A 24,026-nucleotide genomic window follows, 5' to 3' on the forward strand; every position below is an offset into this window, starting at 1 on the left:
GGTGTTCACCAGTCACCCGCTACGCAGCCGGTGGTCGAGCGCGGTGTGCCGCTGGCCGTGACCGGCGGCCCRCACCGCCTGGCCGATCGCCCGGCGGGATCCCACCAGCACGACCAGCTTCTTCGCCCGGGTGACGGCCGTGTAGAGCAGATTGCGTTGCAGCATCATCCAGGCKCTGGTGGTGAGCGGGATGACGACCGCGGGGTACTCACTGCCCTGGGAGCGGTGGATCGTCACCGCGTAGGCGTGGGTCAGCTCGTCGAGCTCCCCGAAGTCGTAGTCGATGTCCTCGTCCTCGTCGGTCCGGATGGTGAGCGTCTGGTTCTCCACATCCAGCGCGGTGACCACGCCGAGAGTGCCGTTGAAGACCCCGCTCGCGCCCTTGTCGTAGTTGTTGCGCACCTGCGTAACCTTGTCGCCGACCCGGAACGTCCGGCTGCCAAAGCGCCGCTCGGCCACGTTCGGGCGGGACGGCGTCAGGGCCTCCTGCAGCAGGGTGTTCAGCGCGCCGGCCCCCGCCGGGCCGCGGTGCATCGGGGTCAGTACCTGCACGTCCCGGCGCGGATCAAGCCCGAACTTCGCCGGAATCCGCCGGGCGACCACCTCCGCGGTGATTTTCGCCRCCTCCTCCGCCTCCTCGGCGGCGAACAAGAAGAAGTCGGGCAGTCCCCGGACCAGCGGATAGTCACCACGGTTGATGCGGTGCGCGTTGGTCACCACCCCGGACTCGGTCGCCGCTCGGRAGACCTGGGTGAGCCGGACATGCGGGATCGGCGTCCCCTCGGCGAGCAGGTCGCGTAGCACCTGGCCGGCACCGACCGACGGCAGCTGGTCGACGTCGCCGACCAGCAGCAGATGCGCGCCGGGCGGAACCGCCTTGGCAAGCTTGTTCGCCAGTAGCAGGTCGACCATCGACGCCTCGTCAACGACGATCAGGTCGGCGTCGAGCGGGCGGTCCCGGTCGAAGGCGGCGTCACCGCCCGGCCGCAGCTCCAGCAGCCGGTGCACCGTCGATGCCTCGTGCCCGGTCAGCTCGGTCAGCCGCTTCGCGGCCCGGCCGGTCGGCGCGGCGAGGATCACCTTCGCCTGCCGGGCCAGTGCGAGCGTCACGATGGAGCGGACGGTGAAACTCTTGCCGCAGCCCGGTCCGCCCGTCARCACGGCGACCCTGGACGTCAGGGCAAGCTGCACCGCATCGCGCTGGGCCGGCGCGAGCTCGACCCCGGTCCGCTCCCGCAGCCAGCCCAACGCCCGGTCCCAGTCCACCGAGGCGAAGGCGGCCAACCGGTCCGCGCCGGTATTCAGCAGGCGGCGCAACTGGCCGGCAACGGATATCTCGGCCCGGTGGAACGGCACCAGGTAGATCGCGGCCGTCGGCGTCGCCGGATCCTCGCTTGGAACCTCCTCCCGGACGACCCCGTCCTCGGCGACCAGCTCCCCCAGGCACTCGATGACGTCACCGGTGTCGACCTGGAGAATCTGCACGGCGTCGCTGATGAGCCGGGGCTCGGGCAGAAAGCAGTGGCCACCGCCGTCGGTGGCCTCGGACAGCGTGAACAGCAGGCCAGCCTTGATCCGCTGCGGACTGTCATGCGGAATCCCCACCGCCTTCGCGATGGTGTCCGCGGTGCGGAACCCGATGCCCCAGACGTCCGTGGCCAGCCGGTAGGGCTCATTGCGCACCACACCGATCGACGCGTCCCCGTACTGTTTGTAGATCCGCACCGCCAGCGAGGTGGACACACCCACCCCCTGAAGAAAGACCATCACCTCCTTGATGGCCTTCTGTTCCTCCCACGCCTCGGCGATCSCCCTGGTACGCTTCGGGCCGAGCTTCGGCACCTCGATGAGTCGTTCCGGCTCCTTTTCGATGACGTCCAGCGCCGCGACCCCGAAATGCTCGACGATGCGTTCGGCCAGGCGCGGACCGATGCCCTTGATAAGGCCCGAGCCGAGATAGCGCTGCACGCCCTGGACGGTCGCCGGCAGCACGGTCGTGTAATCCTCGACCTGGAACTGGCGGCCGTACTGCGGGTGCGAACCCCATCGCCCCCGCATCCGTAGCGACTCCCCCGGCTGCGCGCCGAGCAACGCCCCGACGACGGTCACCAGGTCACCGCCGCGCCCGGTGTCAACCCGCGCGACCGTGTAGCCGGTCTCCTCGTTGGCATAGGTGATCCGTTCCAGCACCGCATCGAGGACCGCGCCGCGGAAGGGTTCGCGTCCGATCATGGTAGCCGCCGGGACGCCGGGACGATGAGAATCACCGCTTCCTCGGGGTGGGACAAGACGATCTCCAGCTTCGGATGGGGTAGCAGGGTAACGGACCGAGCGGGGCAACGAGCAGAGCAGCCGGGCGGGCGGTGTCCGCCCCGGACCGTGTGCCCATCCTGCCCTTCGGTCGATCGCCACCGTTCCCCGGCGCGGTCCGGGGCGTCCCCTTCCGTGACCAGTACCGCGAAGTAGGTCCGCCGGCATCCCTTTCAGACACCCTCGCTAGCTCAAGGGGCGCCGCTGTTCCTCTTCAAGTGCCCGACGCAGCCGGGTGACCACGGCGTCCACGCCGGCGGAGGTGCGGAATATGACAACGGCTGTCCCGGCTTCAGCAGGYGTTTCGAGATGCTCGAGCGCCACCTCCATCGCACGGTTGAACTCCTCGCCGGGGGAGGTGGTCTCGCCTCGGAGCCAGCGTCGGAGCACATGGTTGTGGGCGGTGACGATGGCCGCGGACACCAACTCGGCACGCAGGGCGCCGTCGGGCGCGTTGCCCATCCAGTCGCGCAGGAACCTGGCGAACAGGCGCTGATACTGCCGGATGCCGGCCACCTCGCGGGCGCGCAGTGTAGGGACGGTGCTGGTCAGGCGGTAGCGGGCGCGGGCGAGCTCGCCCTCGGCGAGGTAGTGCTGCAGCACTATGCGGGCGGCCTCCGCGAGAGCGAGCCCGCGGGTCTCTGGAGCGGCGGTCGCAAGCCGGGCTTCGATGTGGCCGAGCAGCACGTCGTGCTCGGGAAAGATCACGTCCTCCTTGGACCGGTAGATCCGGAAGAACGTCGTCCGACCGACGCCCGCGCGTTGCGCGATGTCGTCGACCGTCGTGCCCTCGAAGCCAYGCTCCTCGAAGAGCTCGAACGCCGCCGCGACGAGCCTGTCCTTGGCCAAGCGGGCCGGCTGCTGCTCCACGGCACCGAAATTACTTGGTGGTACGTAGTTCCACAACTATGATACTGCGTACCAACACCGTGGAGGAGGAGCCAGGTGAACGCCATCAACAAGGTCGGTATCGTCGGCTGTGGCCTGATGGGTGCCGGGATCGCCGAGGTCTGCGCCCGTGCCGGCAAGGACGTGGTCGTCGTGGAGATGACCACGCCCGCCGTGACCGCGGGACGGCAGCGCCTGGAGACATCACTGTCCCGCGCGGAGAGCCGCGGCAAGGTGGCCAGCGCCGCGGAAGTACTCGAACGCATCCAGGTCGTCGAGGACATCGAGGCCCTGGCCGACCGCGGCCTCGTGGTGGAGGCGATCGTCGAGGACGAGACCGCCAAGTCCACGCTGTTCAAGCGACTCGACGAGGTCGTCAAGGACCCGGACGCGGTGCTGGCCTCCAACACCTCCTCCATTCCGATCATGAAGCTCGCCGTGGCCACCGAACGGCCCACCCATGTCCTGGGTATCCACTTCTTCAACCCGGTCCCGGTGCTGTCCCTGGTCGAACTGGTRCCGAGCCTGCTGACCGACCCGGAGACGACCGAGCGGGCGCGGGCGTTCGTGCAGGACGATCTGGGCAAGCACSCCATCGACTGCCAGGACCGGGCGGGCTTCGTGGTCAACGCCCTGCTGATCCCGTTCGTGCTCTCGGCGATCCGGATGCTGGAGTCCGGGTTCGCCACGGCCGAGGACATCGACCAGGGACTGGTCCGTGGTGCCGCCMACCCGCAAGGACCGCTGGCGCTGGCTGACCTGATCGGGCTGGACACCACCAAGGCAGTGRCCGAGTCGCTGTACGAGGAGTTCAAGGAACCCCTCTATGCGCCGCCGCCGCTGCTGGCCCGCATGGTCGACGCCGGCCTGCTGGGTCGCAAGACCGGCCGCGGCTTCTACACCTACTGAGCGCCCTACACCTACTGAGCGCCTTAGTAACTCTTCTGCACMTACTGAGCGCCCTGGCAAGCGACCTAGTGAGCGAGGAACCCATGACCGCCACCGACTTCGACCTGTACCGACTCAGCGACGAGCACCTCGAGTTGCGCGACGCCGTGCGCACCCTGGCCTACGACAAGATCGCGCCGTACGCCGCCGACGTCGACGCCCACAGCCGGTTCCCGCAGGAGGCCTACGACGCGCTGGTGGCCTCCGACTTCCACGCGCCCCACGTCCCTGTCGAATACGACGGCGTCGGCGCCGACGCGCTCGCCACCTGCATCGTCATCGAGGAGGTCGCCCGCGTCTGCGCGTCCTCCTCGCTGATCCCCGCCGTGAACAAGCTCGGCAGCCTCCCGCTCATCCTCGGCGGCACCGACGACCTGAAACAGCGATACCTCCCACCGCTGGCCCGCGGCGAGGCCGCCTTCTCCTACGGCCTCTCCGAACGTGAGGCCGGCTCCGACACCGCTGCGATGAAGACCCGCGCCGTCCGCGACGGCGACCACTGGGTGCTCTCCGGGCAGAAGTCCTGGATCACCAACGCGGGGATCTCCGAGTACTACACCGTGCTCGCCGTCACCGACCCCGACGGCCGACGCGGCGCCAACATCAGCGCTTTCATCGTGGAGAGCTCCGACCCGGGCTTCTCCGTCGGCAGCCCGGAGAAGAAGCTGGGCATCAAGGGCTCTCCGACCCGCGAGCTGCTCTTCGACGACTGCCGAATTCCCGAGGATCGTCTCATCGGCGAGCTCGGTCACGGCCTCYGGCTGGCGCTGCGTACTCTCGACCACACTCGGGTGACCATCGGTGCACAAGCCATCGGCATCGCCCAGGGCGCACTCGACCTCGCCCTGAACTACGTCAAGGAGCGCAAGCAGTTCGGCAAGCGCATCGCGGACTTCCAGGGGATCCAGTTCATGCTTGCCGACATGGCCATGGCGCTGGAGGCCGCGCGCCAGATGGTGTATGTCGCCGCCGCCAAGTCCGAGCGGGGGGACGCCGACCTCACGTTCTTCGGCGCCGCCGCCAAGTGTCTGGCGTCGGACACCGCCATGCAGGTGACCACCGACGCCGTACAGCTACTCGGCGGCTACGGCTACACCCAGGACTTCCCCGCCGAACGGCTCATGCGGGACGCCAAGATCACCCAGATCTACGAAGGTACCAACCAGATCCAGCGCATCGTCATGGCCCGCCAGCTCCTCGCCGGCTAACTCCGCTGGCCCTACCTGGAGGGAGTTAGCAGGCTTATGGGAGTCACCGGGTCGGCTGTAGGGCAGGCTCGGTGCCGGTAGCCACCGGCGGGGTCGTKGCCGTGAGCGCAGAACCGGCCCCGCCAGGTCACCCCCGCCGAGCAGGTGCGGTCCTACGAGTTACTCACCGAGCAGTGGCTGCGCCGGACGTGAGTCGGCCGGGTTCGCACCTGTCCAGGCCTTTCTCGGCCTCCCAGGTCACCCCGGCCTTTCCCGGCCTCCCCCGGCCTCCCCCAGCCTTCTTCGATCTTCTTCGGCCCTTCTTCGACGTCGAACAGAACCAGAATTCGACTATCGGCCTGACCTCGGCGGTGGCCGCCGCCGTCCCGGTGCCGGCCACCGCCGGAAGGTGACGGCCCGCCCCGGTGTTGTAGGTGATCGCGGTCGGCGTTGACGCCTGCCGCGGACATCGCGGACATCGCGGAGGTCTCGACGCGGTGGGACAGCCGCGGCGGGACGGCCAGGGAAACGGCGAAGGGAACGGTGGTTGTGGTGCCGAAGGCTTACGTCTACAACGACCACGGCGGTCCGGAGGTGGAGGCGTTCGCTGACCTCCCGATCCCGGTGGCCGGGCCGGGTCAGCTCACGATCGCGGTACGCGCCGCCGGGGTCAACCCCGTGGACTGGAAGCTGCGGGGCGGCCTGCGGCTGCCGGCCGCCCCGCCGGCCGTGTTTCCGGTCGTGCTCGGAGTGGAGGCCTCCGGCGTGGTGACGCAGGTGGGCCCGGACGTCAACGGATTCGCCGTCGGCGACGAGGTGTTCGGCAGCGCGCCGGGCGGTGGCTACGCCGAGTACACGGTGCTGACCGCCAGGGAGAGCGCGCGCAAGCCGGCCGCGGTGTCCTTCGTGGCCGCGGCGACGCTTCCGGTCGCGGCGGCGACCGCCTACGACGGCGTGCACCAGCTGGCCCTGCCGCCCGGCGCCACCCTGCTGATCATCGGTGTGGGTGGCGGCGTGGGAGTGGCCGCCGCGCAGATCGCCCGGCATGCGGGCCTGACGGTCGTCGGCACCGCGAGCGCCGGCAAGAAGGACTTCGTCGAGGCCCTCGGCGTGGCGCACGTCGAGCCGGGCCCCGATGTCGCGGACCGGGTGCGGGCCGCCGCGTCCCGGGGGGTCGACGGAATCTACGATCTCGTCGGGGGCGAGACGCTGGACGACGTCGTCGAGGTCCTCGCGGACCGGTCGAAGCTCGTCACGGCCTTGTCTGGGGCGAGCGACCGGTACGGCGGGACGACGGTCCAGCGGGCCCGGGACAGCCGCGTGCTCGACGCGGTCGCCCAGCTGGTCGTGGACGACGCGCTGGACCCGCTCGTGACCGCGACCTTCCCGCTGGACCAGGCCCCGGCGGCGCTGCGCGCGGTGGAGAACGGCCACGCCCGCGGCAAGATCGTGATCAAGGTCGCCGCGTGACCGAGCTTGCCGTTCCCCGACAGCACGCCCCCGGGCGGCACGCCCCCGGGCGGCACGCCCCCGGGCGGCACGCCCCCGGGCGGCCGGGACCCGACCGGCCGGAGCCCGGGCGGCACGCGACCGGCCAGCATGTGCTGAACAACCCCGTCCGTTCCTCCCTCCTGGGTCCGCACGCGCATTTCGCCGAGCGGGTCGGTGACGTGCTGCGCTACCCGGTCGGCGTGTCACCGTTCGTCGCCCTGCCGGACGTGCCCGACGAGAGCACCTGGCGCAACGTCGCGGCGCTGCTCGGCCCGGGCGCGATCGCGCCGTTCACCGGCATCGACGCTTCCCCGCCGCCCGGCTGGGGGGATGCGATCTTCGACGGCGCGCAGCTCGTAGACGAGGGGGTCGACGCGCTCCCGGACGAGGAGGCCGTGCGGCTGGGGACCGCGGACGTGCCGGAGATGCTCGCGCTGGCCGAACGCACCAAACCCGGGCCGTTCCTGCCTCGCACGATCGAGCTCGGCACGTACCTCGGCATCCGGCGGGACGGCACGCTGGTGGCGATGGCCGGGGAACGGCTGCACCCGCCCGGCTGGACCGAGATYAGCGCCGTCTGCACGGACGCGGACCACCGGGGCCAGGGCCTCGCGACCCGGCTCGTCCGCGCGGTCGCCGCGGGCATCCGGGCCCGCGGGGAGACACCGTTCCTGCACGCCGCGGCGACCAACACGAACGCGATCCGGCTCTACGAGTCGCTCGGGTTCCGGCTGCGGCGTGAGGTGACGTTCCGCGCCGCGCGGATACCGGACATCGAGCCGGCCGCGTGAYCACCGCCCGGCCGCGTAACCACCGTCCCGGCCGGCCGGCGAACGCCTTCCCCGCGGACCGGTGCGGACCACCGGCAGGCCATCCCCCGGTCGGACGACCCGCGCCGGCGCGACGACCGGCCCTGCCCGCGGTCGCCCCGTCCGACTACCGTCCAGAAGTGGAGGTACGTCGACTACCCAGAACGAGGGGGATGACGCGATGACCCCGCCGAACGCGGGCGCGCCGGCGCTCGTCACCGTGGCTTCACCGACCGATCGGACCGAGCTGGCCATGCCCACGACGCAGACACCGACCCAGACCAGCGGGACCAGCATCAGGGTGGCGTTCGCCTTCGACCATGCCGGTGGCGGGGTGCTGTCCCCCGCAACCTGCCTGTGGCTGCTCGGGAACGAGCAGCTCGGCCGGGTGGCGTTCCGGGCGGATGGGGAGGTCCTCGTGCTGCCGGTGAACTACGTGATGGACGGGGAGGCGGTGGCCTTCCGGACGGCCGTGGGCTCGAAGCTGACCGCCGCGATCGAGGAGGACGCGGTTGGTTTCGAGGTCGACGGGCGCGATCCGGCGTCCCGCAGCGGCTGGAGCGTCYTGATCAATGRGAAGGCCGTGYCCGTCACCGACCCGGGCACGCTGGCCAGGCTTGAGCAGACGGGACTCAAGCCCTGGGCGGACCGCATCGAGCATCCGCACTGGGTACGGATCCTGCCCGAGTCGATGACCGGCCGGGCCGTCATCCACTCCTGACCMGCCGGCTCGAGCGGAAACCCGCGTTTCAGCGCATCACGAGACCATCGTCGATCACCACCGACTGCCTGGTAGCGTCACCGCGMGCCGCCCGGTCGCCCACGGCGACCGAGCCGACACCATCGCCCACGTCGACCACGGTGCCGCCTAGCTCGTGTCCCAGGACGAGGGGGATCGACAGGCCGGTCAGCGGATGCGGCTCGGCGTGGAAGAGGATGGGGCCGGCGTAGTGCTCGTGCAGGTCGCTGCCACAGATCCCGTTGTGGGCGACGCGAAGTTTGACGTGCCCCGGCCGGCACCCCGGTTCGGGGACCTCCTCGACCTTGACGTCCTCGCGATCTCGGTACACGGCTGCGCGCATGATCGAGGGGGCGGCGGGCCGACGCGGGCCGGCGGGCTCGGGTCGGGTCGGGTCGGGTAGCTCCGACCGGGTGGCTCCAGCCGGATGTGGCTCCGATCGGGTAACTCCGACCGGGTGGTTCCGACCGGGTGGCTCCGACCGGGTGTGACCGCGGCCGCCATGGCCAGCCTGGCCTATTCCTACCGTCCACCCGCGCAGATTCCCGTGCATCCGCGCACATCATCCGCCGCCGTCCCATCTATTAACCCAGCCGGCTCATCGGATAACTCCCGAGGCCGTTTCCGCTGCCCACCATCAACCCGCTGACGTGCGGGTTTCCGCCGACCTCCAGGAATCTCCTTCGCACCCCCTCAAACCGAGGGGGACCTTGGTGCGGCGACGTGACATGACGCACCCGAAGGAGCCCCTTTCGGGGTAGCATTCAAGACTACCCTCGAACCTTCCGACTGGGGGGAGCAGTATGTTCTCACCCATGGGAGCGACACCATTGACGACCGGCCGGGGCAAGGAGATAACCTTTTCGATGTAGCCGGCAGCGGCCATCCGACGAAGACGGACGGCCAGCCTGGAGCGGAGCCGACGTGGCGGTGTGTCCACTTCACCCGCGATCGGATCATGGAAGGCATCGCACAAAGGTGGTGTACGGCTGATCCCGGGACCGACCACCCCTTCATGAATACACCGGTACGCGCCTGATTGGCCRGGGGCGCCCAGCCGGAGGTAGCCGGGTTATCGACGTGGATAGGGAGAGGAGCATAATGGGCCCAGTGGCATCGGATTCGATCCCGATGYAGGTGCGCCTGCACCGGACGATGACCCCCGCCGGCTTTGACCACGCACCGGGACCATTCGTCGCCGATGGACAGCCGCCCGACTCTCGCACGCAGCGGGAGCGGGTCCGTTTGGCCCAGATCGAGCTACTGGAGCTGAGCGCCCAGATGACGGCCCCCCATCTCCGGCGGCAGATCCTGCACATCTACTCCCTGCTGCGCAACGAACCGGTCGTCACGCCCGGCCCGCCGAAGCCGCCGCCCTTCCGCCTCACCCTGCGGGAGATGGAGGTGCTGACCCTCGTGGCCACCGGCTGCTCCAACGTCGAGGCGGCGGAGCACCTCACGATCCGCGCCGAGACCGTGAAGACCTACATGCGCAGCATCATGCGCAAGATGGGGGTCCGTAACCGTACGGCAGCCGTGCACGCCGCCCGGCAGAGCGGCCTGCTGGACTGAACCCGACCCGTGGACCGAGGCGGCCCGTGGACCCCGGCGGCGCCGGGGCCCGCGGCTCATCCGCCTACGGACACCCCAACGCCGCCGTCAGGTCGGCGGCGTTGAGCTGGCGCAGCACGGAGCAGCAGGCGTACGCCCCGCTGCGGACCACGTGGTCGACGGCGGCCGGCGAGCTGACCGAGGACATCCTGGCGCTCAAGACGGCGGTGCACGACTCCAACGGCTCGTTCCAGCAGACCGAGCAGGCCATCACCAGGACGTTCACGGTCTGAGGCACGGGGCCCCACCCCGCGCGCCCGGCCAGCCGGCCACTATCGCCGGGCAGACGATGCGCGAGGGTGGCGGCATGGACCCGGCCGGACGGCTCACCAGCCGAGGAGATCATCCGGCTGGTCGCGGAGGTAGCGGGCCATCGCGTCCTCGTGCTCGCGGCACAGCATGGCGGCGGTGTCGGCATCGCCGTCCCGCACCGCCTCCGCGATCCACCGACACTGCTCCCAGGCCAGGGCGACGCTGTCGGGGTCGAGCAGGAACGGCCGCGAGGTCGGATACCGCGACAGCGAACCGAGCACGTCCTCGAAGAGCTGAAGGGTGGGGCTGCGGGCGATCTCGGCGAGCAGCACGCCCCACTGCGCCCGGGCCCGGGCGTGGTCGCGGGCGTCCCCACCGGCGTCGGCGTCAACGAAGGTCAGCAGCCGACCCCGCTCGGCCGGATCCGGATTGAGCGCGGCGAGCCGGGCGCACTCTGTGGTGATGAGGGCGTGGGTCGCGCTGAGGTCGGCGAACGAGGCCCGACGGGTGCGCAGGAAGACCGACGCCATGTGGGCGACCCCGGCCGCGTCCGGCCGCTGTCCGTACAGACCGCCGTGATGACCCCGGCGGACGGTGAGGATCCCCTCGGCCTGCAACAGCCGCACCGCCTGACGCAGCGACGGCCGGCTGACGCCGAGCCGGGCCAGCAGCTCGTTCTCCTGGCCAAGGTACAGGTCGCCGTCCTGCCGGCTGAGAATCTCCTCCCGCAGGACATGGGCGACCGCCGTCGCTGTGCTCACCGCGGCCACCCGTTTCATGCGTCCCTCCTCCCGAGCGTCCCTCCWCCCGAACGTGACGCCTCCCGAGACATGACGCGAACAACATCATACTTTCAGGTACCTGTGAGTTTCAGGTACCGAAGGCAACACCGTCGGCGAGAKCGACGCCGACAGCGGGACGAGCGGGAGCGAACGCCGGCGTACAGGGCGCCACGAGGCCCAAGGGGCGGAGTACGGGGCGGACCTGCGGGGTGACGCACGATGTGCGGACCCGCCGGAAGCGGTGCTGCGCGGCCGGGCCCGATCGTATGATTGTTCAATGAATGAGATGCCTATCTCATATTATGAGACACCCAGCTGGGATCCCGGGACCTACGACGGGGAGCGCCGCCGGCTCGTCCCCTCCTTCGACCTGCTGTACGGATCGGTCGGCGACCTGGTGGCACGCCAGGGTGGCRCCCGACCGGCGGTGCTCGACCTCGGCGCGGGCACCGGTCTGCTGGCCGCCGCGGTCGTCGCGGCCGTCCCCGACGTCCGGTTGCACCTGTTCGACCGCGCCGCGCCGATGCTGGCCAAGGCCCAGGCGCGGCTRTCCGGCGGCCCGGTCGAGGCCGTCACCGTCGCGGACCTCGCATCCGCCCTGCCTCCCGGCCCGTTCAACGCGGTCGTCTCGGCGCTGGCCATCCACCACCTCGACGACCCCGGCAAGCGCGACCTGTTCCGCCGGGTGCGCGACGTCCTGCGGCCGGGTGGGCTGTTCGTCAACCTCGAGCAGGTCAACGGCCCAACCGCCGCCCTGACCCGGCAGTACGAGGACATGCACGAACGGCAGGCCCGGGCGGCGGGTTCGGACGACGCCGAGTGGGAGGCCGCGTTGCGGCGGATGTCCTTCGATCGGTGCGCGCCGCTCGCCGACCAGCTCGACTGGCTGGCCGACGCCGGATTCGCGCCGGTCGACTGCGTCGTCAAGCACGGCAGGTTCGCGGTCTATGCCGGCTGGCGCCCCTGAATCCGTCCACGGCCCACCCCGTCGCCCGGCGGGGCACCAGCCGGTGAGCCTCACATCAGCTGCCGGGCGACGTCCGTCCGCACACCTGCCAGGGCGGTGTAGGCCGTGCCGCCCGGACATTCGGTGGCCATCCAGTCGCGGTGCCCGCTGACGGCCGGGACGGTACGACGCCTGCCACTCACCGGATTGACGTAGTGGACGGTGCCGAGCGGGTCGAGATGATGCGCTCCGGTCAACGCGAGCAGCACCAGGACGAGCGTGCGWCGGGCGGCGGCGGTGGGGATGCGCGTCCGCAGGTCACCGAGCAGCGCGACGCCGACGTTGCCGGCGTTGAAGTCCGCCACATGCGCGCCCGTCACCACGTAGCCGTCCTCCCGGTGGCCGGGAACGCTGTCCGTTCCCGACCACCGGCCCTCGTAGAGCGTGCCCGCCTCGTCGATGAGGAGGTGGTACCCGATGTCCGACCATCCCCGCTCGACCGTGTGGAAGTGGTAGATCGCCCGCACGGTGGCGGCGGGGTTCGGATCGTCGTTGGGCGTCACCGTGTGATGAACCGTGACCACCTGGCCCGGGTGGTACGTCGGTTTCCAACCGCTGCCGGACGAGGGGGACAGCCGTAGCGACTCGTCCGCGCCCCACGCGGCCCGGGGCAGGTAGCGCAGGTCAAGCGTCGCCGGCAGCCGGACGGGGGCGACCGGCGCGGCGGGGACCGCCGACACCCCGGACGCGGTCGCGACCCGGGGCGGCGGCGACGACCTGGGCGCGGCGAAGAGCCCCGGCGACCAGGCGGCGCGGGAAGCCGAAGGCGCGGAAAGGGCGGCGCGGGAAGCCGAGATCGCGGAAAGGGCGGCATAGGCGGACACAATGGGGGCCGTCAACCGCTGCAACGGCCCCGACGTCGTGTTCAGGGCGGTGGACGTCACGGACGTCGCGCCGGGTGGCAACCACAGTTCGTAGCCGGTCGCGCGGTGCGCGGCGACCAGCACGGCGGCGCTCCTCCCCCCGGCCGGCGAATCGTCCCGCTCMGCCGGACAGCCGACCGCCAGCGGCCGCCATGCGTCGAACCCACCCCCCGGCTGGCGCAGCCGGATCTCGGCGCCCCGAGAAACGGCACCGCCGGCATCGGCGGTCCCGGCGGTCCCCGTGCCGGCACCCCCGGAACCGGCCCTGCCATCCGCCGCGCGATCGTTCCCGTCACGTGTCCATCGGACCGCCACGTAACCGATGTCGAAATCCGACGTCGCGGGCCCCGCTCCCCTCGTCACGGCGGCCAGGGTCCGGGGCACGAGCACGACACGCGTCCCCGGCGCCGAGAGGGCCCGCGCTTCCGCACCGGGTCGGGCCCCCGCGTCCGCTGGCCCGGCCGGGCCAGCGGACGCGCTGCTCGGCGCGGCGGCGAGCAGCGCCTCCGCCCCTCCACCCAGACCGGCACCGGCGAGACCGAGAATTCCGCGCCGGGACAGACCGGGCTCACGGCGACGCCGACGAAACGGGTCAGCGGCATGGGACATGAGGCGTCCTTCGGGTCGTCATGGTCGAGACATTGGCACGCTACGGTAGCCGATGCCTCACTCTTTGCATCAAGGCGCCAAGAGATCCACCACGGGCCACGAGCTACCCGGCGGCAACGGGGACGGGAATACGTCCCGGCATCGAGGGAAGGTCCATAAGCATCCGCTCGGGAGGACCTGAGCATCCGTTCGGGAGGAGGAGTGCCATGGTCGGGAAGAAGCCGCGGACCGACAAGACCGACAAGAAGGCGCAGGCCGACGAGATGCGGGACGACGTTCCGTCCACCATCACCCGCTCCGACGATCAGGCCATCCGCACCTGGAAGAAGACCCACGACTCGGCGGTGGAAACCTACGGTGAGGGTGCGCGTGCCCACCGTGCGGCCTTTGCCGCGCTCAAGCACACCCACGAGAAGGTGGGGGACCGTTGGCGGCCGAAGAGTCGGCCCGGTCCCTCCGACGATCAGGCCGCCAAGCCGACGCCCGCCTCCCGGCACAGCGGGCCGACCGCCGAGGGCGTGGACGCGAACGCCTCGCTGACACACCTGCGCGCGCTCGCCCGTGAGCTCGACATCCCCGGCCGCTCGACGATGTCGAGGGACGATCTCGTCGATGCGATCAAGAAGGCCAACCGCAGGCGGACCGCGCAAGCCCGCGGCGGCGGGTAGGAGTCGTCAGCTCCCGAGGCTACCGGCCAAGGCCGAGATTGGCGTTTACTACCTAATGCGTACTACCTATGCGCTTTCGACGCGGATGTCGTCGAGTGCGAAACCCCGGATACCCATCATGGCCGGTAAGGGCCCACCGTCCGCGCGCCGCCGCGGGCGCAGGTAGTAGTGCCAGGTCGGGGCCGGCCCGACCGGCGGCCGGGCCCCTCGGGTAGGTTCTCCCCGCCCCCGCCGATAAATGATCTTCGTCGTCATGCGGTTGCCGGGGTCGGAGTGTCCCCCGGGGTCGGGGGGTCCCCCGGGCCCCGGGTCCCCCGCGTGCGAGGCCGCTTCGTCGCCGCCCTCCCGCAGGCTGAACCGCGCGTGCAGACGGCGCAGCGGCTCGGGAGCCCACCAGTTGTAGTCGCCCGCCAGGGCCATGAACGCCGGGACGAGKATCGCTCGAACGAGGGTCACRTCGAGCACGATCGACACGGTCAGCCCGATACCCACCAATTTGATCATGCTGATGTCCGACGCGGACAGCGCAACCATGACCACGATGAGAGCGAGCGCCACACTCGTGATCAGTGGACCGGTCGTCCMCAGCCCACGGGCGACGGAATCGCGGTTGTCTCCCGTCCGCAGGTACTCCTCGCGGATGCGGGCGAGCAGGAAGATCTCGTAGTCCATGCTGAGCCCGAACGCGATGAAGAACATCAGGACCGGGCTGGTCATCTCCAGCGTGCCCGACACCTGGAAGTCGCCGACCAGACCGGTCAGGTGTCCGTCCTGAAAGACGAACGCCAGCAGCCCGACGGTGGCAGCGAGGTTCAGCGTGTTGAGGAACATCGCCTTCAGCGGAAGGAGCACGCTGCCGGTGAACAGGAACAGCAGGATGAAGGTCGCCGTCATCACGACGGCGAAGGCCGGCGGCAGACTCCGCTTGATGGAATGCGAGGTGTCGAGGAAGTGCGGCGCGAGTCCGCCGATGAGGACGCCGAACGGCGCCGGTGCCGCCCGCAGCCTCCGCACCAGGTCCTTCGCCGACTCGGACAGCGGAGACCTGTCGGTCTGCCACACCGACAGCCAGGCGCCGCGGTGCGTTCCGACGTACCTCATCGCAGTCTTCGGCACCACACCGACCCGCTCGCCCCGCAGGAAGCTGCCGGTGACGGTGTCGATGCGGGCAACGCCCGGCAGCGCGGACAGGCGGGTCGCGTAGTCGGTCAGCTTCTCGGCGCTCCCCGGGTCCCGCGCGTCCACTCCGGGCACCACGATCGGAATCTGGCAGGACAGGCAGACGACGAAGTCCTCCCGCATCGCGTCGTTGACGACGTGAGCCTCCGCGGTCGCCGGCAGGACCGTGTCGTCGGCCAGCGCGAGGTCGAGGTGGCGCAGCGGGGCGGCACACAGCACCAACACGAAGATCGCGACCCCACCGAAGAACACCGGGTGGCGCATGACCCGCCGCGCCAGCGCCGACCAGCCGCGGCCAGCCGCCGAGGCCCCCACGCGGTGGCCACCGGACCGCCGGCGACCCGAGGGGCGTGACCCCGAGCGTCTCAGGCGCGACAACGCCAGCCGGACGTTGCCGCGCTCGATGCGGTCACCGAGCACCATCAGCGCCGCGGGCAGCACGAGCAGTGCGGCCACCTCCGATGCGACGACGACGATGATGCCGGCGAAGGCGAACGAACGCAGGTAATAGATCGGGAAGACCAGCGCGGCCGTCAGGGACAGCGCCACCGTCACCCCGGAGAAGAACACCGTGCGCCCGGCGGTCTCCAGCGTCCGGCGCAGCGCCGCCGCCGGGAGCAGCCCGCGGTCCCGTTCGTCCCGAAAACGTCGCAAGATGAACAGGMTGTAATCGACTGCGAGACCGAATCCGAGGGCAGTCGTCAGGTTCACCGAGAAGACCGACACGTCGGTGAGCGTGGCCGCCAGCCGCAGCAGCGCGAGACTCGACACCACCGACACCACGCCGACCAGGACCGGAAGCAGGGCGGCCAGGACCGTGCCGAAGGCGTAGAGCAGCACGAGGAACACCAGCGGAGCGGAGATCTGCTCACCGTGCGCCAGGTCGACACGGCTGCGCTCGGTCACATCACGCATGACCGCGGGCGCCCCGCCGAACCGGACCTGGACCCCCGGACCATCGTGGGCGTACCGGTCGTGCAGGGCGTTCAGGCGGTGCTGGATGCGGTCCTCGGAACCGGTGAGCCGGAACACGATCAGGGCCGACCGGCCGTCCTTCGCACGCAGCAGCGGGCTCGCCTCGTTGGGCCCGCCCGGCCAGTACGACAGCACCGAGGTCACCCCCGGCTCCGCGGCGATCCGCCCGGTGAGCTCCCGGCCCAGGCGGGCGGCGATCGGCCCGTCGATACCCGGGGCCGACGTCAGCATGATGGCGACGTCGGGGGGCGCGTCCGGGAACTCCTCGTCGAGCAGCCGCTCAGCCCGCGTCGACGGATCGCCCGGTGCGTAGAAACCACCGGTGGCGAGCTGGTCGTAGATTCCGGCATTCCACGGCAGCAGCACGACCACCAGCAGGCAGGCGGCGGCGAGTACCCTTCCCCGGTACACGACGGCCGCGTCAGCCACCATCGTGAACAGCGAACGGGGTGGTGCGCCGGTGGAGCCCGCCGACGCGGGGCCGCGGTCGGCCCAGCCCTCGTCCCGTCCGTGCGACCCCTCGTCCCGTCCGTGCGACCCCTCGTCCCGTCCGTGCGACCCCTCGTCCCGTCCGTGCGACAACGCGGCATACGTCACCCGATCGGGTCGGGATTCGCGCTGCTGCGCCGGATCAGCGAACGACGGCATGACGCTCCTTCGAGGATCTCCCGTGCCGATGGATCTCGTAACGGCCGGACGGTGGCCGCCAGCGACCACACGTCCGGGCATGGAGCACCGCATGGAGCACTGCGAGGAAGTCCCGAGCTTCCGCCTCGAAAGTAGACCCGCCTGGGGTCCCGGTTCCGAACTACCCTCGCCCGGAGGCAGAAGTGTAGCGGGAACCCGGCCACGATCGATATTCGGCCGCCGAAAGCAGGGCAACTGGAAGAATCTTCGAGGATAGGCTGCCGCCGCGGCGTAGGAGGAGTGGGCGGGAATGCCGGGAACAATCCCAAAGGTAGTAGGGCAATGCCTCAGGTCCAGCCTGAGCCTCGGCTCGCCGGCCGGGCGGCCCCGCCACGCCTGCCCGCACAACGTGAAAACGCCGCTATGGCACCGATGGCAGGCCACATCGACCCGCGGTCGAGATCCTCGTACACCGGCGCCGGGAATATACGGCGGGGTCGAATGGCCGTGACTGCCAGACCGGCAGCCACGGCCACACCCCCGGCAGGGGTCCGGTGCGGACCCCTGAGATCAGGGCAGCATTCCCATCTGGCGCGCGGCGTGTACCGCGGCCGTCCGGTTACGGACACCGAGCTTGCGCATGATGCTGCGCAGGTACGCCTTCACCGTCTCGGGCGAGACCGTCAGCCGGCGGGCCGTCTCGACGTTGGACAATCCCAACGAGACCTGGGCAAGCACCTCCAACTCGCGCGGGGTCAGCGTCAGCCGTCCGACCGTCTTCGTTTCCTCGGCGAGCAGCCCGCGCAGCAGCTCGGACACCCCGCCGATGCGACCACGCAGAAACGGATCGGCGACATGCTCGGTGACCTCCTGAAGCTCCCGATAGGCCAGCCGCAGGCTCTCCCGGGGCAGACCCGGCATCCGCGGAAACGGGACGGCCCCCGGCACCCCGCCCTGGATCGGCACCTGCACCCGCCCCTCGACCGGCACCCCGCCCTGAACGGGCACCCGCCCCTGGACCGGCACCCGCCCCTGGACCGGCACCCCSCCCTGAACGGGCACCCGCCCCTCGACCGGCACCCCGCCCTGAACGGGCACCCGCCCCTCGACCGGCACCCGCCCCTCGACCGGCACCCGCCCCTGGACCGGTACCCGCCCCTGGACCGGTACCGACGGCACTCTCGACCGCGGCCCCCCACTGACGAGACCGAGTTCGCGCTCCATCAACCGGGCCACCGCCATGGCCGCGTGAATAGCCGACTCATCGAATGACAGATCCGGTTCGACAGCGGCGTACAGTACCGCGGCCACCGCGCCGTCCTCGCACACCGGCACCGCCATGATCGCACCGAGACCGGTGTCGTCGATCTCCGCGGCGGTGGATCGCAGCGCTCTTCGCGCGGCAGCTCGATCGTTGATGACGACCGGCCGGCAATGCTTGACGACCTGACCACCGATGCCCATCCCGGACGGGATCTCGACACCGATCAGCCCGGCCGGCCCCGGCCCGTCCACGTTGGTGATGGTCAGGGTGCGGGAATGGAGTGCGACCATTCCCCCGAAAGTAATGTGTGCACCCGATGAGGCCCGCAGGCGCACGAGCGCCCGAGGCAGAACAGTTTGCATACGGCTAGGAATAGCCAGTGTAAGAGTCATGAGCATCCCCTTCCCCAACCTGCCCAGACGTCGCGAATCCTAGCACCGGCTTTACAATAAGCACAAACAAATACCGACGAAACGGACTTTACATATCTGCATGAGAGTCGGGGGCCGCGGGCGCGTAGTGGACTCCGTGGCTTCATCGCCACCACCCACCAGGTTCCGGCAACGTACCAGGAAAGTGTCAGGAATGTATCGGGGAGCGCACGGCGAGCAGGTCCGTTCGGGCCATGACACGCAGCCGGGCTAACCCGGCGAGGAGCTGAAGTTCGGCGACCGAACGGGGAGAGCTGTCGAGCAGCGCCGGTGACATGACCAGCGCCGCCGCCACCTGGGCCCKGGAGATCGCGACGTTGAGCCGGTTGCGGGAGAGCAGGAAGTCCAGCCCCCGCGGCGCCTGGGCCGAGCTGGACGTGGTGAGCGAGGTGATGACGACGGCTGCCTCCTGGCCCTGGAAACGGTCCACCGTCCCGACCCGCACCCCGGGCAGGCCCGCCTTGCCCAGCGCGTGCTCGACCGCCCGCACCTGCCGGTTGTAGGGGGCGACGACGAGCAGGTCACTGCCGAGGAGCGGGCGCGGGGGCCCGCCGTCGACGAGGGTACGACCGAGCAGGTGGCGAACGATGTCACGGATCACGGCCACCTCCTCGTCCGACCGGGTGCCGTTGTCGTGATGCTCGACGTCGTGCAGGTACAGCCCGGCCGGCACACCCGCCACGGCGCGCGTCCCGGCCACCGGATGCGCGTGCAGCAGCCCCCGGTACGCCAGCGCCGACACCGGCGCGCACACGGCCGGGTGCAGCCGGCGGGTCCGGTCGAGGAAGTAGCCGAACTCGGGCGGGATCACCTCGGCGTCGCCGAGCAGATGCGACAGCGCCGATGCGTCCGCGCCGTCCGGATGGATGCCGGCCACCACCTGCGGCAGTTGCTGCGGATCGCCGAGGAGCACGAGGTTGCGGGCCGCGCCAGCCACCGCGAGGGTGTCYGCGAGCGCGAACTGCCCCGCCTCGTCGATGATCAGAACGTCGAAGGGGTCACCACGCAGCACCGGGTTCGCGAACGCCCAGGCGGTGTCCCCGACCAGGTGGCCCTCGGGGTGCTCCCGGCGCCACGCCGCGAGTGCCCGCAGATCCCGCGGACCATCCCAGGGCGGGAACATGCCCGAAGCCGCCGAAGCCGGCCTCGCCCCGGACCGCTGTTTCTTCGCGGCGGGCACCGCGGGGCGCCAGGCGGGCACGGCGTCCGCGGCCCGGGCGTCCGCGGCCCGGGCGTCCGCGGCCCGGGTATCCGCGGGCTTCGGGTCCGCCGGCGGCTGGCCGGTCGCGGCGAGCATCGCGTTCTCGATCGCCTTGTGACTGGTCGAGCAGACCCCGACCGTGCGCCCCTGCTCGACGAGATGGCGGATGAGCCTGCCGGCGAGGTAGGTCTTGCCCGCCCCCGGCGGCCCCTGCACGGCCAGGTAGGAGCCGTCGAGCATGCTCACCGCGGCGAGCACGGCGGCGATCTGGTCTCCGTCGTGCTCGCCGGGCGCCGGCAGGTCGTCCCGGCCGACCAGCCGCGGGGGGCGACGTCGCAGCAGGTCCAACGCGGGGTCCGCGGGCAGGTCCGGCAGGGCGTCGGCGGTCCGGCGGGCGAGGCCGCGGATCGCCGCCGGCTTGGGTTCCGGACGCACCGGCGATCCGGGCAGCACGGCGAGGGGCGGCCTGCGGGCCACGCCGTCGGGGGCGACGCTCTCCCGCAGCAGCAGCGTGTGCGGCTCGGCTCGCTCGACGACCGCGTCGGTGGTGGCGCCCTCGGCCCCGGGCGGTCCCGGGTAGAGCAGCCGCACCGCCTCGCCGCGGTCGAAGGGATGCGGACGGTCCGGATCGACGCGGGCCTGCAGCAGTCGACGACTCCGCCGCCGTCGCCCGGCCGGTTCGACCCAGTCCTCGACAACGGTCCAGCTCACCGGGACCGCGCAGTCGTCGGCCGATTCCAGCGTGGCGCGATCGGCGGTCAGCGCCGCGAAGTACGACCACCAGGCGGGCTTGTTCTCACGCCGGTGGTATCCGACGGCCGCGGCGAGCAGGGCGCGCGCCCGCTCGTCTCCCGTCCAGTCGGCCGGATCGTCGGGAAGGCCCGCGACGAGGGTGTCGACGAGCGCGTCGTCGGCGGCGTCGACGAGCGCGTCGTCGGCGGCGTCGGCAGCGGTGTCAACGGCGGCAGCGGTGTCAACGGCGGCAGCGGTGTCGATCCGCGGCGTGCCGCCGTCGGCCCCCCGCAGGCCCAGTAGCCAGCGGTGCAGTCGGTGGGTCGACACGCAGTCGATCCGGTTGTAGTCGGCGATCTGAGCGAGGACGCGGTCGGCCGCGGCGAGCTCCCCGGCGGCGCGGTGTGCCAGGAAGCTCTCGTACGCCACGATGCTGTCGGTGGCGTTCTTCACCTCGGCCTGTCGGGCACCGGGCAGGAACAGCGGTTCGAGGTATTTGATCGAGTAGGACGGCTGGGAGATCCGCAGGCTGCGCCGGACCACGGCGTAGAGATCCACCAGCCGGTGCCCGGCGAGCAGATCGTCTACCTGCCGTTCCCGCGTGCCGTGTCGCGCGGCCAGCCGGCGCAACGCGTTCGGCTCGTAGGGCGCGTAATGGTAGATGTGCGCGCCGGGGTGCGCGCGCAACCGCTCCGTCGCCCAGTCGACGAAACGCTCGAACGCCTGCCGCTCCCCCGCCCGATCGTGTGCCCAGAACGCCCGGAAGAGCTCGCCGTCCGCGAGGGTGACCGCGCCGAACAGGTACTCCAGACCGGCGGCGTCCAGCGCGTACGGATCGCCCTCCATATCGAAGTAGATGTCACCGGGATCGGGCACCGGAAGGGCCGCGAGACCCTCCGGGCCGGTCATCCGGACGGTCACCGTCCCGACCGGGTCGTCCGCGGTACGCGTCGCATCCTGCCCGGCCTGCAGTTCCGCCTGAAGACGCAGTCCCGCGAACGTCGCCGGGGACATCGTCGCGGGCCGCTGGTCGTCGCGGGCCGCGGCGAGCTCCTCCACCGCGGTGATGCCGGCCGCGCGCAGCACCTGTCGCTGGTCGCCGCGCAGCCCGGCGACCAGCGACAGGTCGCGGGCCTCCGCCCGGCCGCGCGCGCAGTGCGCGCTGAACGCGCAGGTGGCGCAGGCCGACCGGGGCTCGGCCCAGGACGGTTCGGGAACCGCGGGGGCAGCCGCCAGCCGATCGGCGAGACGGCTGCGCGCGTGCCCGACCATCGGCACGACATCGTCGACCCGGAACGTGCGCACGACCCCGACCCCGACCCCGACCCCGAGCGCGGGCTCTGGCTCTGGCTCTGGCTCTGGAGCGGTGGCCCGCTGCGCGGGATGCAGCAGATGCATGAACCGCGGAACGGGTACGCCCACCGACGGTAAGGCCGCCGCGTAGGCGGCGAGCTGCAGCACGGCTCCCGGACTGGCGTGCCGGGCGAGCTTGGCGTCGTAGGGCTCGTAACGGCCCGCGACCGCGGGCCCGGTCGATGCGCCGGCGACCGGGTCGAGATGCGCCGCGATGAGGAAGTCGGGGCGCCCCTGGAACGCGCCGTCGAACAGCGCCCCCTGGTAGACGACGGGAACCCCGGCGGCCAACGCCTGGCGGGTCCGCTCGTGGGCCTGGGCCAGGGCGGCGAGCGTGGGGGCGGGCCGCTCGATCGCCACGACCCCGTCCGCGCCAAAACACCGGCGCAGATGCTCCAGMCAGCGTCGTTCGTGCGCCTCGCCGTGCCGCACGGCAGTGGTGTCCGCGGGGGTCAGGCGCACCCGGTCGATCCGGCGCGGCCCGTTCTCCGACGTCTCCCCGGTCACCAGCCCGGCGGCGAGCGCGTGCGCAAGCCCGACGCGATGCCCACACTCGACGACGTCGACAAGATCACTGGCGGAAACCACCCAGCGGTCCTCGAACCTGTGCACGACACCATCCCCATCTGGGCCATCCCGTTTCCATCCGGGCCATCCCGTTCGGTCCCGTGCCAATCCTCTCCCGATCCGGGTTCACGGTCCGGACCAACCCGGCCGGGCGTGCCCCGAAGGACTGAAGGTGGCCGGTGAGGGYGGCGACACCAGCCGGGCGTTGGGTACGCGCCCTGTCCGTCGCGCGGGACACCGAGGTGACGACGGCCATCGGCTGGGGCGTGCGGTCGGCCGCCGGGCCCGTGCCCGGCTCTACACGTGGACCCGTAACCACGAGCAGGCGAGAACTGCCCGGCACACCGCACGGTCGCGAGCGGTGAGCCACGCATGTACCAGCGTGGACGGAGCGGGACACAGTGCTCGTCCAGCGACAGCACAATCTTCAACCGATCGATTGTTAAGATCATAAGGATCGGGAATCCTGGGACTCCGCCTCCTCACGGACCAGAGCCCATGCAACCTAACCAAGGATGACATMACGATTGCGAACCGTACATGATTGCTACGCAAAAGCTTCAAATGCCCCAAAATTCCCAGCAAGCTAGCTGAGATCAAGATCGATAAAAGGGCTTGGMACCCAGTTAGGGAGATTTACGTCACACGCCCCCAGGCGACGCGCGACGCGCATCGACACCAATCCGGGAGTAGCGTACGTAAACATGATGGTTGACGATATGCCTCGGGAGCTCACTTCGGATCTTCATGATCTCACCGACCGGAGAAAAAGGATCAAGAAGATGACCGGAGCGCGGTCGGTGGTCGGTTCGTTGGGGTCGACGAATGAAAAGATCATCTTTGGCACCCCCAGGGGTCCGATCCCTTCCCCGCCCCGAACGCTGATCGACGGCGCCACCCTCCGGTATGTCACCGTCGGTCACGAGCAGGGTGCCGGGCCCGCAGCCGCGGGCGCCGTGATGGTCACCGGACAGCCGCTAGCTCCCAACGAAGATTTCATCTGTGCGGCTCGATGGAGCGCTACGCATACCACTCCAATGGTTAAAAGTCGAACTCTTCGACATCACAAACCGGGAAGGTAATCACGTGACACCCAGCTGGTTCTCGWCCGATACTCCTGTACGTCTCGGAGTTGGCGTGTATGACGGCCCGTCCGCACGGCTGGCCGACAAGCACAACCCCGACTTCGTCTGGGTGAGCAGTTTCTGTGTGTCCGCCGCGCTGGGGGGCCTTCCCGATCTCGGGCTAATAGATTCCTCCGAGATGGCCAGTGTGGTACGGACCGTGGCGAGGACGACGCGTCATCCGGTGGTTGTGGACATGGAATCCGGGTACGGAGGCCCGCGCAAGGTAGACCTGGCGGCGCGGACAATCTCCCAGGCCGGCGCGAGCGCGGTGTGCATCGAGGACAACACGCTGGACAAGTGGTCGATCCTGTACCCCGGTGAGCGGGACCTGGCCAGCGTGGAAGAACAGGAGAAAYGCCTCCGCGCCACGCGCCGCGGGCTGGAGCCCAGCTGTTTCTTGATCGCCC

General features: G+C 70.6%; 18 protein-coding genes. 10 read left to right on the plus strand and 8 right to left on the minus strand.

All coding sequences use genetic code 11. The features are described 5' to 3' along the window. Positions 1–12: 12 nt before the first annotated feature. Positions 13–2,232 carry an ATP-dependent RecD-like DNA helicase gene (locus CcI156_RS05300; protein WP_076804521.1) on the minus strand — a complete coding sequence of 740 codons (2,220 nt, stop codon included), beginning with the start codon at positions 2,230–2,232 and terminating at the stop codon, positions 13–15. Positions 2,233–2,496: 264 nt separating this feature from the next. Continuing rightward, positions 2,497–3,180: a TetR/AcrR family transcriptional regulator gene (locus tag CcI156_RS05305; RefSeq protein WP_076804523.1), complete on the minus strand. Its 684-nt coding sequence runs from the start codon at positions 3,178–3,180 to the stop codon at positions 2,497–2,499. A gap of 84 nt (positions 3,181–3,264) precedes the next feature. Between CcI156_RS05305 and CcI156_RS05310 the strand changes: the two genes are divergently transcribed. The 5 genes from CcI156_RS05310 (at position 3,265) to CcI156_RS05335 (ending at position 8,354) form a co-directional block, all read left to right on the plus strand. Then, on the plus strand, positions 3,265–4,107 hold the full coding sequence (locus tag CcI156_RS05310; RefSeq protein WP_076804560.1) for a 3-hydroxybutyryl-CoA dehydrogenase: 843 nt from the start codon (positions 3,265–3,267) through the stop codon (positions 4,105–4,107). Between the two features lie 83 nt (positions 4,108–4,190). Next, positions 4,191–5,354, plus strand: coding sequence for an acyl-CoA dehydrogenase family protein (locus CcI156_RS05315; RefSeq protein ID WP_076804524.1), 1,164 nt, complete (start codon positions 4,191–4,193; stop codon positions 5,352–5,354). A 531-nt stretch (positions 5,355–5,885) separates the two neighbouring features. Continuing rightward, positions 5,886–6,803: an NADP-dependent oxidoreductase gene (locus CcI156_RS05325; RefSeq protein WP_035730472.1), complete on the plus strand. Its 918-nt coding sequence runs from the start codon at positions 5,886–5,888 to the stop codon at positions 6,801–6,803. Further along, on the plus strand, positions 6,800–7,615 hold the full coding sequence (locus tag CcI156_RS05330; protein ID WP_023840925.1) for a GNAT family N-acetyltransferase: 816 nt from the start codon (positions 6,800–6,802) through the stop codon (positions 7,613–7,615). The genes CcI156_RS05325 and CcI156_RS05330 overlap by 4 nt, the downstream gene beginning before the upstream one ends. Positions 7,616–7,814: 199 nt before the next feature. Next, positions 7,815–8,354: a pyridoxamine 5'-phosphate oxidase family protein gene (locus CcI156_RS05335; protein ID WP_076804526.1), complete on the plus strand. Its 540-nt coding sequence runs from the start codon at positions 7,815–7,817 to the stop codon at positions 8,352–8,354. Positions 8,355–8,382: 28 nt separating this feature from the next. Here CcI156_RS05335 and CcI156_RS05340 read toward each other — a convergent pair whose 3' ends face one another. Next, positions 8,383–8,703 carry an alcohol dehydrogenase catalytic domain-containing protein gene (locus CcI156_RS05340; RefSeq protein ID WP_035730374.1) on the minus strand — a complete coding sequence of 107 codons (321 nt, stop codon included), beginning with the start codon at positions 8,701–8,703 and terminating at the stop codon, positions 8,383–8,385. A gap of 914 nt (positions 8,704–9,617) precedes the next feature. On the opposite strand from CcI156_RS05340, the gene CcI156_RS05345 reads away from it, so the two are divergent. Together CcI156_RS05345 and CcI156_RS05350 are read left to right on the plus strand one after the other, a co-directional pair. Next, positions 9,618–9,944: a response regulator transcription factor gene (locus CcI156_RS05345; protein ID WP_254665400.1), complete on the plus strand. Its 327-nt coding sequence runs from the start codon at positions 9,618–9,620 to the stop codon at positions 9,942–9,944. A gap of 26 nt (positions 9,945–9,970) precedes the next feature. Then, entirely contained in the window at positions 9,971–10,216 is a 246-nt protein-coding gene (locus tag CcI156_RS05350; RefSeq protein ID WP_011435981.1) for a hypothetical protein, read from the plus strand. 93 nt (positions 10,217–10,309) lie between these two features. Here CcI156_RS05350 and CcI156_RS05355 read toward each other — a convergent pair whose 3' ends face one another. Continuing rightward, positions 10,310–11,014, minus strand: coding sequence for a FadR/GntR family transcriptional regulator (locus CcI156_RS05355; protein ID WP_011435980.1), 705 nt, complete (start codon positions 11,012–11,014; stop codon positions 10,310–10,312). Between the two features lie 280 nt (positions 11,015–11,294). On the opposite strand from CcI156_RS05355, the gene CcI156_RS05360 reads away from it, so the two are divergent. After that, the gene (locus CcI156_RS05360; RefSeq protein ID WP_076804530.1) at positions 11,295–11,984 is read left to right on the plus strand and encodes a trans-aconitate 2-methyltransferase; all 690 of its coding nucleotides are present in this window, start codon (positions 11,295–11,297) and stop codon (positions 11,982–11,984) included. Positions 11,985–12,034: 50 nt separating this feature from the next. Here CcI156_RS05360 and CcI156_RS05365 read toward each other — a convergent pair whose 3' ends face one another. Continuing rightward, a complete protein-coding gene (locus CcI156_RS05365; RefSeq protein WP_011435978.1) occupies positions 12,035–13,495 on the minus strand; it encodes an N-acetylmuramoyl-L-alanine amidase in 1,461 nt (486 codons plus the stop codon). A 206-nt stretch (positions 13,496–13,701) separates the two neighbouring features. On the opposite strand from CcI156_RS05365, the gene CcI156_RS05370 reads away from it, so the two are divergent. Then, a complete protein-coding gene (locus tag CcI156_RS05370) occupies positions 13,702–14,163 on the plus strand; it encodes a ChaB family protein (protein WP_011435977.1) in 462 nt (153 codons plus the stop codon). A gap of 66 nt (positions 14,164–14,229) precedes the next feature. Here CcI156_RS05370 and CcI156_RS05375 read toward each other — a convergent pair whose 3' ends face one another. The 3 genes from CcI156_RS05375 to CcI156_RS05385 all read right to left on the minus strand — a co-directional run bounded on the left by CcI156_RS05375 (position 14,230) and on the right by CcI156_RS05385 (position 22,537). Further along, entirely contained in the window at positions 14,230–16,965 is a 2,736-nt protein-coding gene (locus CcI156_RS05375) for an MMPL family transporter (protein WP_254847279.1), read from the minus strand. Between the two features lie 549 nt (positions 16,966–17,514). Further along, positions 17,515–18,606 carry a LuxR C-terminal-related transcriptional regulator gene (locus CcI156_RS05380; protein ID WP_076804532.1) on the minus strand — a complete coding sequence of 364 codons (1,092 nt, stop codon included), beginning with the start codon at positions 18,604–18,606 and terminating at the stop codon, positions 17,515–17,517. A gap of 181 nt (positions 18,607–18,787) precedes the next feature. Continuing rightward, positions 18,788–22,537, minus strand: coding sequence for a TM0106 family RecB-like putative nuclease (locus CcI156_RS05385; RefSeq protein ID WP_076804534.1), 3,750 nt, complete (start codon positions 22,535–22,537; stop codon positions 18,788–18,790). Between the two features lie 1,092 nt (positions 22,538–23,629). Between CcI156_RS05385 and CcI156_RS05390 the strand changes: the two genes are divergently transcribed. Continuing rightward, positions 23,630–24,026: isocitrate lyase/phosphoenolpyruvate mutase family protein (locus CcI156_RS05390; protein WP_175637539.1), on the plus strand; the 397-nt coding region annotated here is incomplete at its 3' end.

Origin of the sequence: Frankia sp. CcI156 (genome assembly GCF_001983015.1) — a bacterium.
GTDB classification, from domain to species: domain Bacteria; phylum Actinomycetota; class Actinomycetes; order Frankiales; family Frankiaceae; genus Frankia; species Frankia casuarinae.

Coding starts and splice junctions, on each gene's coding strand:
- CcI156_RS05355 (WP_011435980.1), bottom strand. CDS start 11,014: ATGAAACGGGTGGCCGCGGTGAGCACAGCGACGGCGGTCGCCCATGTC.
- CcI156_RS05370 (WP_011435977.1), top strand. CDS start 13,702: ATGGTCGGGAAGAAGCCGCGGACCGACAAGACCGACAAGAAGGCGCAG.